Genomic DNA, 13945 nt, shown 5'->3' on the forward strand with positions numbered 1-13945 from the left:
GCCTACGGCCAGGGTGTCATTCAGCTCTGGTTTGCGCTATATAAATTTAGGCTATTTAGAATATCTTTGATTGGTTGTTTTACCAAATCAAATGGCTTCTTAATAAAATAAACGTGAAGTATTGAACCTACTACTTCAGCAATAGTTTTGCCTTGGCAAAATAGATAAGCTTTACCATTTTCTATTTTGCTCTCAAGAGCTTTTACTATTTTTTCTTCGGCTTTAACCTCTTTCGCTAGCTTCAAAATTGCTACAGCATGACTTAGATCATGAGTATCTTGAATTTGCAATATTCTGTTCCAATTACTGGGTAATTGATCTGGAAATGTTATGGCTTTTTCTAAATTACCAGAAATCAGTAAAGGCAGCATAGTTCTCACGCATTTAGGGCAGGTTCCACAGTTGGTTTCACCACCTTCATTATTAGTACATACCCTCAAATTTTTCATAGCCAAAGGGTCTTTTGCTAAAAAGTTAGCAATTTTTTCAACCCTTTGGGTCTCTGAACCGTCATGAACTATATTAGTTTTTTCCGTTGACCATAGGTGGTCGAGTAATGGGCTAGTTCCCCAAGGGAAAACATCTTTATAAGAATCTGTTGAAGGAATTAAAACAGATTCTAAACCTGCTGAAAGAGAAAGGGAGACTGAAGCCAAGCCAGCCCCATGATAATAAGGTCCCCATTGTAAGTTAAAATGATTGCGGATATTTGTTTCACCGACAATACAATCTATACTGGCTGCATGGGCAACTTCCATAATCCTTGAGATTACCTTTTTTTCTTGACCATGTTTATAAATGCGTAAAGGTCGCTCAATGCCTTTCATGTAAATTAAATGAGAAAGGGGAATTCCAAAGTCGCTAGGGGTCTTCGTATGTTTAATAAAGGTATAAAACGAATCCACGCCCAAGGAGAAAAATGCCCCAACTTTGCTAAGGGATTTTTGATCATAGTTTGTTGGGTAATCTGCGGTAACTAAAACTTTTTTAAGCTGGGATGGATACCACTGATGAAAGATATCTTGTATGGTAGGTAAATTGCGGAAAAGTTTCGCGGACATCAGCGGTTTGATCTCCAGATTTTCACCTTTCTCCATTGCCGGTAAAAGTAAGGCAGGAACAAAAGCATCGGCGCTTTCAGTTACAAAATCAGCGAATCGTTGAGGATATTCAAAATAAATCTCTATTTCTTGGTCAAGGCTATCAACCTGAACGAGACCAACAAGTCTCACTCTGTCATTAGCAATGATTTTTTCAACATGCAGTAGTTTCATAATAGTTGTTAGTGTATTTGAATAAAGTAAAAACTATCTATTGGCAAAAACTTTCTCAAGACATTCTTTCGCAGTTTTCGATTCTTGGCAGATAAACTCTTCTGGTCTTTTGTAATTTTTGAAAACTGTTTCTATCTGCTCTATAGACAAGGGCTCCATAAAATTTACCACTCTTGCTGTCGGTAGCATTTCTGACTTATCAATGTAATGCTTAATTTTTGATTCGGAATTAACAATTCCAATATTGGCAATGCCAAGGATATCGGCTAGTATAATTGAGTGCAGGCGATTACCTATGTGAAAATCCATGTGCCTGAGGATTGCTAGAAACTCTTCCGGATTTTTCCATGAGTTGATTTGGCAATTAGCAGCAGGTAAATATTTTTTCAGTCGTTCGTGGAACCGATTATCATTTCTTTCATTTCCTACATGTCCTGGTAGCAAATGAATCATACAATTATACTTATCAATGAGTGGCATTAACTGTTTGGCATAAAACTCAGCTCTGCCTTCACCCCACCAAAATTTTCCAGAGAAGGATATGTTGGCAATATCACTAGCTTGCTTGGCTGGTTTGACAAACTTTTCATACATAGTCAAATCCAAGAAAGCCAAGTCACCTCCTAAGTCAGGTGATTTGGAAAGTTGAAGCTGTTGCAATGCCATTTCATAGGAATGGTTATCTCTAAGGTATAGCAGGTCGGCTTTTTCAAAGATATCAGCTATCTTTTTTTTCTTCTCAGATTTCACGCTTTCTAATCCAACACCCAGGAAGCAGAAACGCTTACCCATTAATTTTGACAAGGCTTGCATCCTTGATAAATTCCTGGGCCTGTCTTGCAGGTTTAAGGTTCCCCCACCCCAGGCTATGCAGTCACTTTTCAAAAGTAATAAAGTTCTTTTGAGTTTTGATAGTTGTGCATTCTTAAAGAATAAAACTTTATCACTAAAACCTTGGTAATAGTTAGTTTGGCAACAGATAAATATTTTTTTGACATCTTTTTTGCTAGCGAAATAATTAGTTAACTGAGCCACAAATAAATCGTCGCCAATATTACCATAACCGTAATAACCAATCAGGAAAATATTCACACTCTGTCCTTAAGATTATATCATTTTTTTAGAAATTAATCAACAAGTACATTGCTCTATAAAACAAGTGGCTTCAGCTAATTAATTAGACAATAAGCCAGCATCTTAATCAGCGATTACCATCAAGGGAAACATCCAAGCCAAATGTCGTAAGCATGGATGTAACTAATCAGGAGTTCAATCAACTAGTTGAATTGGCTGAATTTTATTTTAAAAGCAATTATAGATATAACTTCAGCAAAATTTTCACAATTCCAGAAAAATTCACGAAAACATTAACTAAACCAGTAACTAGATTAAGCTTTGATGAAAAACTGAGGGGGTGACATCAGCCCTAAAAAGCTTAGTATATAATGCTTTGATGCCAATGACCTCATGGAAGATACAGTCGGAAATTAACCCTCCATTCCCTGTCTTGATGCAAAGCGCGAGTGGGGGAAACCACGGCAGTTGCTCATGGGGGTTCCCCCCAAGACCGCACTGCCTCATGGTCATCTCAAGCACCATCACCAAGTTCAGGTGACTAGACCTCCCCAAGACCGCGCTGCATCGCTAATTGGTGTACCACCCAGCAAGCTTCATGAATTCAAAACTTGAGCTATTTGTAGATTGCGACTGGACCATTCGCCAGCCGAGTGGTCACGGTAGATTTATTGACTACCCTGACCAGCAAAAAGTTATTGAAGGAGCTGATAAAGCTCTGCAATGTTTCAAAAATAAGGGTTATATCATTCTTGGGGTGACCAATCAGGCTGGAGTTGCAGCCCGACATAAAACCCTGAAGAATTGTATTAAAGAGCAACAGAAAACTCTTAAATTGCTTCCCCAGCTCAAAGGAATTATTTTTTGTCCTGACTATGGGACAACCTGTTATTATTGCGAGCAACACTACTTTTCTGAAGTAACCAGTAAAACATACGCTGGAGAATACCGAAAACCAAAGCCGGGAATGATTTTGCAGTTTAAAACGAGCGGCTCTTCAGCTTTGATGGTTGGCGATCGCGAAGCGTGACCGAAGGTCAATCGCAACGAAGATGCTGAGGCAGCCGTTGCAGCTGGAATTCCGTTTATGTGGACATTGGATTGGCTAGCCAAATATGGAAGCTGACATAGGTCTATTGAGAAACTCACCATAGGGAAAGCGAACGCGCCCCGCGTGGCCTACGGCCAATCGCATCTGTTTCGGGTTGCCAGTTACTCTCCCGCCACTTGTAGAATATCCGCGTAGAGGTGAGGGCTGATTAGGATTGATAGAAAAAGGGAACTTGGGAACAGGGAACATCGAACAGTAGGAAAGAGAACCGAAGAGTTTTTGATGTTATGATAAATCAGCAAGATTGTTAATGACATATTTGTAAATGTTTTTAAATGGTATCCTTATGAGGTACAGTCAATTTTATTACCCCTACTCCCTACTCCCTACTCCCTACTCCCTACTCCCTACTCCCTACTCCCTAAAACCCAGGACGTTTTACCTAACCCAATTTAAAACTGCTATATGAATCCAACTATTTCTACTATTCCAATTCAGCAACTCACCTCAGGCGATCGCATTTCGCTCCAAGTCTATAAATTCGTTGGCTCCCAACCAGGAAAGAAGGCATATTTACAAGGCAATCTCCATGGTTGTGAAATTGTTGGTAATGCAGTGATTCACCAGTTGATTGACTTTTTGAGCACTCTGGATGACACTCAGCTGACTGGGGAAATCTGGCTGGTCCCTGTTTGTAATCCAGCTAGCACTAATCAGCGTAGTCATTTCTTTGCCACAGGAGGATTCAATCCTTACGATGGTCAAGACTGGAATAGGATTTTTTGGGACTATGAAAAAGAGTGTGATGATTTAGAGGATTTCGCCCAATCTCAACTTAATTTGAACCCTGATGAAATCAGAAATAACTATTTAGCACGGATCCAGTCTAGCTTGAAACAACACTTAGAAGACTGCTACTCTCCGAGGGGATTACCGTTTCGTCACCTTTACCGCTATCAACTGCAATCTTTATGTGTAGATGCTAACTATGTGATTGATATCCATAGTTCTACTAATCAAGGACTTGATTTCTTGTATGGCTTCTACTCTCGGGAAGAAAGCGCCAAAGACTTTCTTCTCGATTATGGAATTGTGATGCATGAAGATGAGTATGATGGTGATGCTTTCGATGAGGCATTTATTAAGCCTTGGCAAGGGTTAGAGAAAGCCTTGGCTAAGTTAGGCAGAACCCTTCAGTTTGATATTGAATCATGGACTCTAGAATTGGGATCTGGGATGCAAATGAATCCAGAGTCGGTAAAAAATGGAGTATACGGTATCAAAAACTATTTGTCGAAAAAAGGAATGTTAAAACTACCGGATTTACCGATAACTGATCCAGACTCCTACAAAATGCAATTAGCATCTAAAGATAACATCGAGAGATACTATGCTCCGGCTGGAGGAATGATTCAATCGAGAGTTAAGTTAGGGAGTGTTGTCAAAGTAGGAGATAGACTTTATCAGCTACTGAGCTTTAATAAAGAAGGAAATCTACCGAATGTAATTGATATCAAGGCCGAGACAGATGGTTTAGTGTTTGATGTTTCAACAAATTATAGTGCGAATCAAGGAGAATATGTGCTATCAATACGGCAATTTGATAATTAGGTAGGGGTGAGAACAGTTAATGAAAACTTGGATTGTAATTAGGACTTGGGCTCCTCAACATTTTGGCTTTAATGTGATTGGCTTTAATTTGACCAACCTACTCACTTTCTAAAGCCAACTATCTTGTCCTTCTGGAGCATCTGAATTAAACCAACTAGCATCTAAATAATTAATTCGAGCAAAAGGACTCAAGGCTGATAGCACATGGCGTCCATAACTGCGGCGGTTTACACGATTATCTAAGATGGCAACACAGCCTTGAGTAGCTCTTACTGGTGCTACTGCTCGTTGTAATTCTCTTAATGCTGTTGGTAATAAATATAAACGAAACCAATCCATTAGTTGCTGCTTGTAGTAAGCGACTCGACCAGCAACTAATGGATTTTCCAAAGAGGGAATTGGTAAGGTAGCAATCATCAACAGTTGGGGAGAGGGGATTTGAGCTTGATACCTATGCCAAAATTCCCAGCCACAAATCAAAATACCTCTGTCACTGAGACTGGTGGTTTCTACCTGCACCCGGGAACCAAATTCTGCTGCTAAGACTGCCCCTAACTGGGCTTTGAGGGGGACATCTCCAACTAAAATAACGACTGGTCTGGTGATGTCAGGACTTAGGTTTAGTAGGGTGCGAATTTCTTGAGTCAGAGCGTTTTGAAATCGCTCTGTATTGGGCATGGGTAGACGATCGGGCAAATACAGTTGAATCTGTCGGTGAGGGGAAAACTTCAAACAGGTTAACTCGCCTAATCCGAGCTGCTGACGGTAAACAGAGGCAGTTTTCTCTAAATCTAGAGCCCCACCGATTAGCACTACTGGCTGTCTCGACCAAATGGGATTTAAGGCTGTAGCCACTTCTACTGGTGCGCTATATAAGGAAAACTGACCTTGCGATCGCGCAACGGTTGCCCACATTAGCTGACCTGACTGCTGCCAGAAGTGGCAAAACTTTTCCCAGGGTTTTAGCCGATACAGAGATTGTGCTTCAGTGCTTAGGGAACTTAGTCGATCAAATAGCTGTTCCAAGCCATCTTGCTGATCAGCTTCAATCAGGTAGCACTCATAGGGGTTAACAGGGCGCTGAAATAAGGCTTTGGTTAGCTTTACCCGCACATCCCGAATCAAATCAGCCTCTTGTGGGTGGGCTTGCATCAGTGCGTCCCAGTCTTGGGGCTGGATGCAGCCTTTAAGCTGGTTACTAGTCCAAGATTCTAGGTCATCCACACCATCAATCACAGTAGGGATGTGATTAGGAAACCAGCCCTTGTTCTTCAAGCGGTCTGTTAGCCAAGATTCTGGTGAGGTAATCAACAGTCCTTGGAACGGTTGATCGGGAAACCTATCACTGGTATGAATTACCTTATCGCTACCAAAGCACTGTTGTAAAAGGGGAATTTCCTTTTGCAGCAACCATTCTTGTATCCATAAGGGTGCCACTACGATCACAGGTCCAGACCAAACCAGGGCTGGTGCCAGGTAACTCAGGCGATAGGAAGACTGTAGAGAGGTTTCCTGCAAGGGTTCTAAACCGGTCTGTATCAAAGCAGAACGCCCTAACCGCAAGGCTCGTGCCACTAGCCTCGCCATAGTCAATTGGTGAGGCCAATTGGGTTGACCCTGCGATCGCAGAAAATCTCGTAACGAGGAATGAACTTTGACTTCAATCAAACTAGCATTCAACGGCTTTGCCTCGTTAAACTGAGCAATGAGCACTTATACTGTGATCTTAAATCATGTCTTGGGCAAAAATCGTGAAAGACTAGACAAGCATAGATGGGATTAGGCTGCATCGAAGCCAGAGGTAGTAGCTCAGACTTTTCCTCATTTCCCAGTAACTATTGACATCACCCTATTACCCTTGCTAGGGTAGTACCAGTAAAAAGAAATTGCCAAATTTTTCATGGCTTAGCCGCAAAGAGACATGTTCAGCCCCAGCTATTACTTTTATTTTTGGTTTAGCGAGGTTCACCGGAGGTGAGGATAGTTCCATATGGAACCCCCCGGTGGACCGCAGCAATATAATCTGCGGTCCTTTGTTTTTTTAGGCAAAGCAGCGACAAGAGCAAGAGATGACCACCTACCTTTACAGCGTTTACGGCTTTTACTTTTTTTGGCCCAGAAATCGTTCCGGGTAGTTAGGTCGTGCCAAGCTTTCACAGCAACCCGGAACCCTCAAGGAACCGGGTTTTTTTTATGTCTATATCTCTAACTAAGGAGTCCATAACCATGTTGAACGCTAAACTAGCACTAGCTACTAACCCCAATCACCAAACCATCGTTAGACTCTCAGAACAAGTTGTCTTCGGTGGCTCAGAACTGGTGATTATTGGTGGTCCATGTACCGTAGAAAGTCACGCCCAGATGGAAACAGTGGCTACTAAACTCAAAGCTGCCCCGGTACAAGCGTTGCGGGGAGGTGCGTTCAAACCGCGCACCTCCCCGTACTCTTTCCAAGGGCTAGGACTAGCAGGACTAGAAATTTTGTCTGATATCCGCAGGCGTCACCAAATCCCAGTAGTGACGGAGGTGATGTCGATTGGGCAAATTGAATCTATTGCTACCCACGCTGATCTGCTTCAGGTAGGTAGTCGCAATATGCAAAACTTTGACTTACTCAAAGCCTTGGGTAAGCAAGACTTGCCGATACTGCTAAAGCGGGGACTAGCTGCTACTGTTGAGGAATTCGTCATGGCAGCGGAATATATCCTCACTCACGGTAACTCTCAGGTGGTGTTGTGTGAACGAGGTATTCGCAGTTTCGATAACTATACCCGCAATATCTTAGATTTAGGAGCAGTAGTAGCACTCAAGCAGTTGACTCACTTGCCGGTGATTGTAGACCCTTCCCATGCTGTGGGTAAGCGGGAATTAGTGGCACCTCTGGCAAAAGCTGCAGTGGCAGCTGGTGCAGATGGACTGATTATTGAATGTCACCCGGAACCAGAAAAATCTGTTTCTGATGCTAGACAGGCGCTTTCCATCGAAGCAATGGTGGATTTGGTTCATAGCTTAAAGCCGATAGCAGCAGCAGTGGGACGACAGATTGCAGAACCTGTCACTCTTCCGGAGTTAGCGATTGACCTTGGCCAAAAGGCCACGCTACGCGAACGGTCACGCTACGCGAACGCATCTTAATCTATAGTGCTACTTGAAGTGGAATAGGGAACTTCGGACAAGGGAACAGGGAATGATTGAGCGTGGTCTTATAGCGCTGCATCGCTCTTTCCTACTGTTACCTGTTCCCTATTCCCTGTTCCCTATTCCCATCAATCCTAGTTTCACATCTTAAATGAAAATGCTAGATTAGCCATCAATCTCCTAGCATCTGCAATTTATATAAACTAGCGTACAATCCGTTTTGCTCTAACAATTCCTCATGGCTTCCCGACTCTACTAACTCTCCTCGCTTTAGTACCAGAATCCGGTCTACATTACGGATAGTGGACAGTCGGTGGGCAATAATAATTGCAGTCCGCTGTTGTAACAGCCGTTCCAAAGCTTCTTGAATCAGAGCTTCGGTAGCCACATCTAAACTAGCTGTTGCCTCATCGAGTACCAAGATTTGGGGGTTACGAATTGCAGCACGAGCAAAGGCTAACAATTGTTTTTGGCCAGCAGACAGATTAGTGCCTCGCTCTCTGAGCTGGGTATCGTAGCTTTGGGGCAGTTTTTCGATAAAGCTAGCCACGTTAGTCACCTCCGCTGAGGTTTTAATTGCCTCAATGGAGTAGGTTTCTCCTAAGGAAATATTACTCTTAACATCACCAGCAAAAAGAAATCCCTCCTGAAGGATGACTCCGATGTGGCGTCGTAGTTCTGCTTGGGGTAAATCCCGAATATCAATCCCATCTACGAGAATTCGCCCTTGGCTTGGTTCATAGAGGCGGCACAGCAACCGAATAATGGAACTTTTACCTGCACCGGTTGGACCAACTAAAGCAACTTTTTCCCCTGGATGAATGGTAAAGTGCAAGTCTTTGAGAACATATTCATCTTCCTTGTAAGCAAACCAAACATATTCAAAGCAAATCTCTCCGTTTAGGGTTGACGGTTTAAGGTTCAAGGGTTGTTCAGTATAACCATTGCTGAAGGATAAGTTAGAAGAGTGATGGGCTAGATCACCATTCAAGCTGCTTGGAGGCTTTATCGGTAAATCTCCAGATTGTTTCCGGTCTTGTTTCCCTCCCTCAAACTCTGGAGAACTTGCCACCTGCAAGCGTCTGACCTGCAAGCCTTCGGGGTCACGAATTTCAATAGTTTCATTCATGATGTCACTAATGCGCTCAATGGCAGTGAAACCAGCTTGGAGCATAGTGAATTTTTCGGAAAACCGACGCAAGGGGTCAAATAGCCGCTGAGCATAGAGGATAAAGGCCGACAAATCACCAAAACTCAGGTGATCTTTGAGGATAAAATGACCACCGCTCCACAATACTGCTGCGATCGCTACCAGGGAAATCCACTCTAGGGTTGCTGAAATCGCTGAATCGTGAAAGATGGTTTTGTCTACTTCAGTGATGTATTTTTGGTTAACCGTGCGAAACATCTCGGCATTGTATTGTTCACGGCGAAACAGTTGCACAATATTAATGCCAGAGATGTTTTCTTGCAGCATCGCGTTTAGGGAGGAAAGTTCTTCCCTAGATTTGTAGTTAGCTTTGCGATATTGTTTCTGGAAGTAAATAATAATAGCAGTCACTGGCAAGAGCATTACCACTAAGATCGATGCCAGTTGCCATTGCACCAAAAACATGGTAGCAGCAATGACTATCATGGATAGTAAATCACCCACGATGCCAATGGCACCGGTGGAAAAGACATCCCCTAGGGCTTCCACATCGCTAGTGAGCCTGGTAATCAATTTCCCCACTGGTGTGCGGTCAAAAAATCGCACCGCTAGGGAGGTGACGTGCTCAAATAGGTCTTCCCGGATAGCAGCAGTGATTTTCTGACCTATCTTCACCACCACGAATCCCTGAAGCCCAACGAACACTAACCGGATTAGTATGGTTAATAGTAGTATAGTGATCAGAATATTGAGGCTCTGTGATAGGGAGCGCTCTAATAGGAAAGACCAAGTTCGCTCTTCTTGACGAATTAAAGAGATTACCTGACCGACAATTAAGGGTTGAATGGCACTTGCTACGGACAGGGGTATCAATAAAGTAATTGCAATCAATAGCGGGCCTTTGCTGCGACGGGCGTAGGGGACTAGGCGTAGGAAAAGTCTCCAGTCGTTCTCTTGCGTTCGCATTGTTGGAGCTGCCTGTTTACCTGGTGATCTGCTGGTCATCTAACCCTAGGGGTGTTAATTTGGTGAACAATATGGTAGCGCAAATAAAATTGAGAGTGGTTTGAGTGAACCACGAAAACCCAAAGAACGGGAAGGACGATCGGCGGTTAAACTATAGGAGGATTGTCTCGATTGCTAAATTCTGAGGGTGGGCGATCGCTACTCCAAGCCCACCATACATAGCCACACTTACATTGATAAAACTCTTGCCACTTCCGGCGGTGGTCTTCACCCATCACTGGTGAGGAGCGATTAATCCAAACCTTCTCAGCTTCTAGAACAGATGCTCGACAACTAGGACAGCAGAACTCCAAGGCATGGGTGGCTGATTTGGTCCACTGAGGCGGTAAGGGGGCAAAAGCATCCATATATATAGCAATCCTCTGGGGGTCTCGGGGGGTAATAGTTAGCAATAGTTACGTTAATTTGGGATTCTTGATTTCCCTGAGACTATTTTAGGGGTTGTACCATCTAGAAATTGCCCTGAATCGGATATTGATATAGCTGAATGCTTGACGCAGTATATTGATATAGCGTAGCGCATTCAGCTATCAGCTAATGCGCTACAGATGGTGCTACTTGAGGTGCTATCAGCTTATGGGCTATGGGCAGGGTAATCCCAGCTATTTTGTATAAATTGTACTTGACAAAACAGACGTGGGCGCAGGGGTTTGCTTTGGCTAAAGTCCCACTAGACCAGATTTGGTTTTCCCGTATTCGGTCTTTAAAGTGTAGAACCTGATCTGTTTGGTTTTCACACAGATGTGTCAGGCAGTCAGGTCTAGGAGAGCCGTAATAAGGTTTCATCTGAGGCCTTATTACGGCTCGCCAATGAGCGTCGGCAGGCTATGCAAAAAAGGGTTAAAACTCGTGAAATAAGGCGAGCCTGTCTTACGGTAACTATCGCCAAAGGCGCGCTTGGCCGTAGGCCACGCCAAAGGCGAACGCGAACAAACCACTCTCTTACGGTAACTTCAAAGAAGTGCTCGGTTTTTATAAATTAAGCTAACTATCAATAAATTCTGGTTATTCCAATTATTTATATCGATAGCTAAATAGATTTTTTGCTGTTTAATAAATGTTTGATATAGCCATTATCTAATAATTGTAACCCACATTGTTTTGATTGGAAATCTTGGTAGCGATGCAGCAAGGGAACAGGGGAGGCAGCGCGGTCTTGGGGGTTCCCACGGGGCTTACAAGGTGCGGACGCAGGTTCCGCACACAGACCCTCCCCATGAGCGACTGCCGTGCTTTCTCCCATGAGCGACTGCATCAAGACAATGACAAAAATCTCTGTAACTTTTGAAAATTGATGTAAATTTACTAGGAAAAGGTAAAGATTAAGCATTTTTTTTGAGTTGAACATTATTGAGATATTGTCCAATAATTACGACAAGGTATAGCGCTACGCGCAAGTCAGAAGTCAGAAGTCAGAAGTCAGAAGTAAGCTATGACTAAGTTTCGGAGTTTAGGAATGTCCTAATCTTAATGCGTAGTGCTATAAACAAATAATAATTGAGATTCGTCAAGGATATTTTTTAGATGTTTTTGTTCTAATTCTGGGCTCATTATAACTTGATAGGTCGTATTGACAATTTATGACCTATCTTTTTTTACCATAATTCGCTCAATTTAATATAGCTCAAGGGTTACGGGGCGCTTGTCGCCCCTCCAGTGTGACAAGCCAAAATAAAAGATAAAAAACTAATAATCAGGATTACCGACTTCTAGAAAAGGCAATTATCACAAGAAGCAGAACGGCGTGGTTAGAAGTTTCCGTAGAAGAGGGTAGCCTTTATAGTTTGAGGTTCTTGCGCAAAAGGGTTAAAAATTGTTAATTAAGGCTACCCTCTTCAGGGATTCGTCTCCGGAATGACTCAGTCAGAGTTAATTAGAAGTTTGATTGCTCGCTTTCCTTATCCGAGAGACCCTGTGCAAAATTCATCCCACATCTCAATGCTACGCCATGAGTGTGGGATGAATTTTGCCGGAAGCTAATTTGGTAATTAACAGCCAACCCCCAACAAAAAACCATCAGTTAGGTAAAATTAGATGGTTAACAGCTTGCTCGATAGGTAAAGCGTGAAACCTCTAAAAGAGTTCTGTCTAAGTGTTGTTGATCGCGAATTGATGCCAACTGCACTGAGGGTGGCTTTGGTGGTTGGCTCAGTTCTGTTTGTGATCAATCATGGTTCTGCTCTCCTAAAAGGGCAGATGAATCGAGAGCGATGGATTTCAGGGGGTTTAACCTATATAGTTCCCTACTTGTTGACACTGGTTAATCACGATCATAGTCATGTCAAAACCCTGCTTCTGGTACAATGGCCAGCTAATTGAGGGCAACTTCCTAAGCCTGACCATTGATGAGCCAGGATTTATCTATGGCGCTACAGTTTTTACGACCTTACGAGTTTACCATCAGTCATTAGAACATCCACTAACCCATTGGACTAATCATTGCCATCGCCTGCAATCGAGTCTACAAGCATTTGGTTGGCAACAGCCGGATTGGGAGCAATTGCGCCAAGGAGCACAATCACTGATCACCCTTTACCCAGTGCTGAGAATTAGCCTATTCCCCGATGGACGAGAATTGATTATGGGTCGTCCTCTGCCAGCCAATTTAGCCCAGTGGCAAGAACAGGGTATCACTGCTTGGGTAGCCCAGTCCCCCTCTGTAAAATTTCATCGCTGCTTACCTACTCACAAGACCGGGAATTACCTATCTCCATGGCTGGCGAAGCAAATGGCGCAAAATATGGGAGCACAGGAAGGGATTCTGGTAGATAATCACGGGAATTGGCTGGAAACTAGTACAGGTAACTTATGGGGATGGAGAGATGGTCACTGGTGGACACCACCAGTGGAAGCTGGAATTTTACCGGGTGTGATGCGATCGCATTTAATTCAGTGGCTGACTTGCCAAAATCAGAGAGTTCGTGAGGAACCTTGGTCACCCGAGTTGGTAGGACAGTTGGATGCGATCGCATACACTAACTGCGTGGTGGAAGTTGTTCCCATTCACCGGGTCATTCAAGGCAATTCTGAACGAGTTTATGACCCACTACACCCAGTTTTCCAAGACTTACGTAAGGTTAAATATTAAGTCTTAAGTATTAAATATAGCAGTTTTCAATTGTGTTAGATCCAAAATTTTTGGATTTTAGGGAACAGGGAATAGGGAACAGGGAATAGGGAACAGGGAATAGGGAAAAAATCCTGTGTACCTCATAAGTATGGAAAACGCTATATTAACTGTTAATTGACGAACAACTTCCTACTCTGTTTATTGATCAGGGGTTGCCTTACATTAGCTGAGAGCTCAATGCTATTCGCGTAGCACCTCAAGTAGCGCATTAGCTGACTGCATACCTTTAGTCTAAGCTTGAGACGTTCAAAGTAGTTTTTTTTACGGTATCTAGCGGTTTTTATCCTAATGAGGTACACAGGATTTTTTCCCTTTTCTTTCTTCTGACTTTACTGCTCGGAAGTTCCTGCTCCCTATAAACCCAAAAAATTGTACCTTACTAGCTTAAAAACCGCTAGATACCCAATGATTATTATCAAAAATTTAATTAGGTATGGATAAATATACTTATCCTGCTATCTGTTGATAATTGTTTGGTAGCTAAAAAAATC

The 13945-nt window shown here is 42.9% G+C and carries 14 protein-coding genes; 8 read left to right on the plus strand and 6 right to left on the minus strand.

Annotated features, from left to right (window positions below):
- Positions 1–20 precede the first annotated feature (20 nt).
- Positions 21–1274 carry a hypothetical protein gene (locus tag F6K53_RS14800; protein ID WP_293064824.1) on the minus strand — a complete coding sequence of 418 codons (1254 nt, stop codon included), beginning with the start codon at positions 1272–1274 and terminating at the stop codon, positions 21–23.
- A gap of 33 nt (positions 1275–1307) precedes the next feature.
- Positions 1308–2366, minus strand: coding sequence for a polysaccharide pyruvyl transferase family protein (locus F6K53_RS14805; RefSeq protein WP_293064827.1), 1059 nt, complete (start codon positions 2364–2366; stop codon positions 1308–1310).
- A 456-nt stretch (positions 2367–2822) separates the two neighbouring features.
- Here F6K53_RS14805 and F6K53_RS14810 point away from each other — a divergent pair, with 456 nt between their 5' ends.
- The 4 genes from F6K53_RS14810 (at position 2823) to F6K53_RS14825 (ending at position 5010) form a co-directional block, all read left to right on the plus strand.
- Positions 2823–2963: a hypothetical protein gene (locus F6K53_RS14810; protein ID WP_293020094.1), complete on the plus strand. Its 141-nt coding sequence runs from the start codon at positions 2823–2825 to the stop codon at positions 2961–2963.
- On the plus strand, positions 2947–3378 hold the full coding sequence (locus F6K53_RS14815; RefSeq protein WP_293064830.1) for a polynucleotide kinase: 432 nt from the start codon (positions 2947–2949) through the stop codon (positions 3376–3378). The genes F6K53_RS14810 and F6K53_RS14815 overlap by 17 nt, the downstream gene beginning before the upstream one ends.
- Before the next feature lie 367 nt (positions 3379–3745).
- Positions 3746–3868 carry a hypothetical protein gene (locus F6K53_RS14820; RefSeq protein ID WP_293020098.1) on the plus strand — a complete coding sequence of 41 codons (123 nt, stop codon included), beginning with the start codon at positions 3746–3748 and terminating at the stop codon, positions 3866–3868.
- Positions 3865–5010 carry a succinylglutamate desuccinylase/aspartoacylase family protein gene (locus F6K53_RS14825; RefSeq protein ID WP_293020100.1) on the plus strand — a complete coding sequence of 382 codons (1146 nt, stop codon included), beginning with the start codon at positions 3865–3867 and terminating at the stop codon, positions 5008–5010. Before F6K53_RS14820 ends, F6K53_RS14825 begins: the two co-directional genes overlap by 4 nt.
- A gap of 108 nt (positions 5011–5118) precedes the next feature.
- Here the strand turns inward: F6K53_RS14825 and F6K53_RS14830 are convergent, their stop codons facing one another.
- Positions 5119–6723, minus strand: coding sequence for a helicase C-terminal domain-containing protein (locus F6K53_RS14830; RefSeq protein ID WP_365939940.1), 1605 nt, complete (start codon positions 6721–6723; stop codon positions 5119–5121).
- A gap of 513 nt (positions 6724–7236) precedes the next feature.
- On the opposite strand from F6K53_RS14830, the gene aroF reads away from it, so the two are divergent.
- Positions 7237–8145, plus strand: coding sequence for a 3-deoxy-7-phosphoheptulonate synthase (gene aroF / locus F6K53_RS14835; protein ID WP_293020102.1), 909 nt, complete (start codon positions 7237–7239; stop codon positions 8143–8145).
- 13 nt (positions 8146–8158) lie between these two features.
- Positions 8159–8299, plus strand: coding sequence for a hypothetical protein (locus F6K53_RS14840; protein ID WP_293020104.1), 141 nt, complete (start codon positions 8159–8161; stop codon positions 8297–8299).
- Positions 8300–8320: 21 nt separating this feature from the next.
- Here F6K53_RS14840 and F6K53_RS14845 read toward each other — a convergent pair whose 3' ends face one another.
- The 3 genes from F6K53_RS14845 to F6K53_RS14855 all read right to left on the minus strand — a co-directional run bounded on the left by F6K53_RS14845 (position 8321) and on the right by F6K53_RS14855 (position 11582).
- Complete coding sequence (locus F6K53_RS14845) at positions 8321–10303, minus strand: ABC transporter ATP-binding protein (protein ID WP_293020106.1); 1983 nt, start codon at positions 10301–10303, stop codon at positions 8321–8323.
- Between the two features lie 107 nt (positions 10304–10410).
- Positions 10411–10671 carry a hypothetical protein gene (locus F6K53_RS14850; RefSeq protein ID WP_075901528.1) on the minus strand — a complete coding sequence of 87 codons (261 nt, stop codon included), beginning with the start codon at positions 10669–10671 and terminating at the stop codon, positions 10411–10413.
- A gap of 683 nt (positions 10672–11354) precedes the next feature.
- Complete coding sequence (locus F6K53_RS14855) at positions 11355–11582, minus strand: hypothetical protein (protein ID WP_293081215.1); 228 nt, start codon at positions 11580–11582, stop codon at positions 11355–11357.
- A gap of 806 nt (positions 11583–12388) precedes the next feature.
- On the opposite strand from F6K53_RS14855, the gene nrtS reads away from it, so the two are divergent.
- Positions 12389–12643: a nitrate/nitrite transporter NrtS gene (nrtS, locus tag F6K53_RS14860; protein ID WP_293020109.1), complete on the plus strand. Its 255-nt coding sequence runs from the start codon at positions 12389–12391 to the stop codon at positions 12641–12643.
- Positions 12603–13412, plus strand: a complete 810-nt coding sequence (locus tag F6K53_RS14865; RefSeq protein ID WP_293020111.1) for an aminotransferase class IV — start codon at positions 12603–12605, stop codon at positions 13410–13412. Before nrtS ends, F6K53_RS14865 begins: the two co-directional genes overlap by 41 nt.
- The last annotated feature ends 533 nt before the right edge of the window (positions 13413–13945 follow it).

Origin of the sequence: Moorena sp. SIO4A1 (assembly GCF_010672065.1) — a bacterium.
Classification (GTDB): Bacteria; Cyanobacteriota; Cyanobacteriia; order Cyanobacteriales; family Coleofasciculaceae; genus Moorena.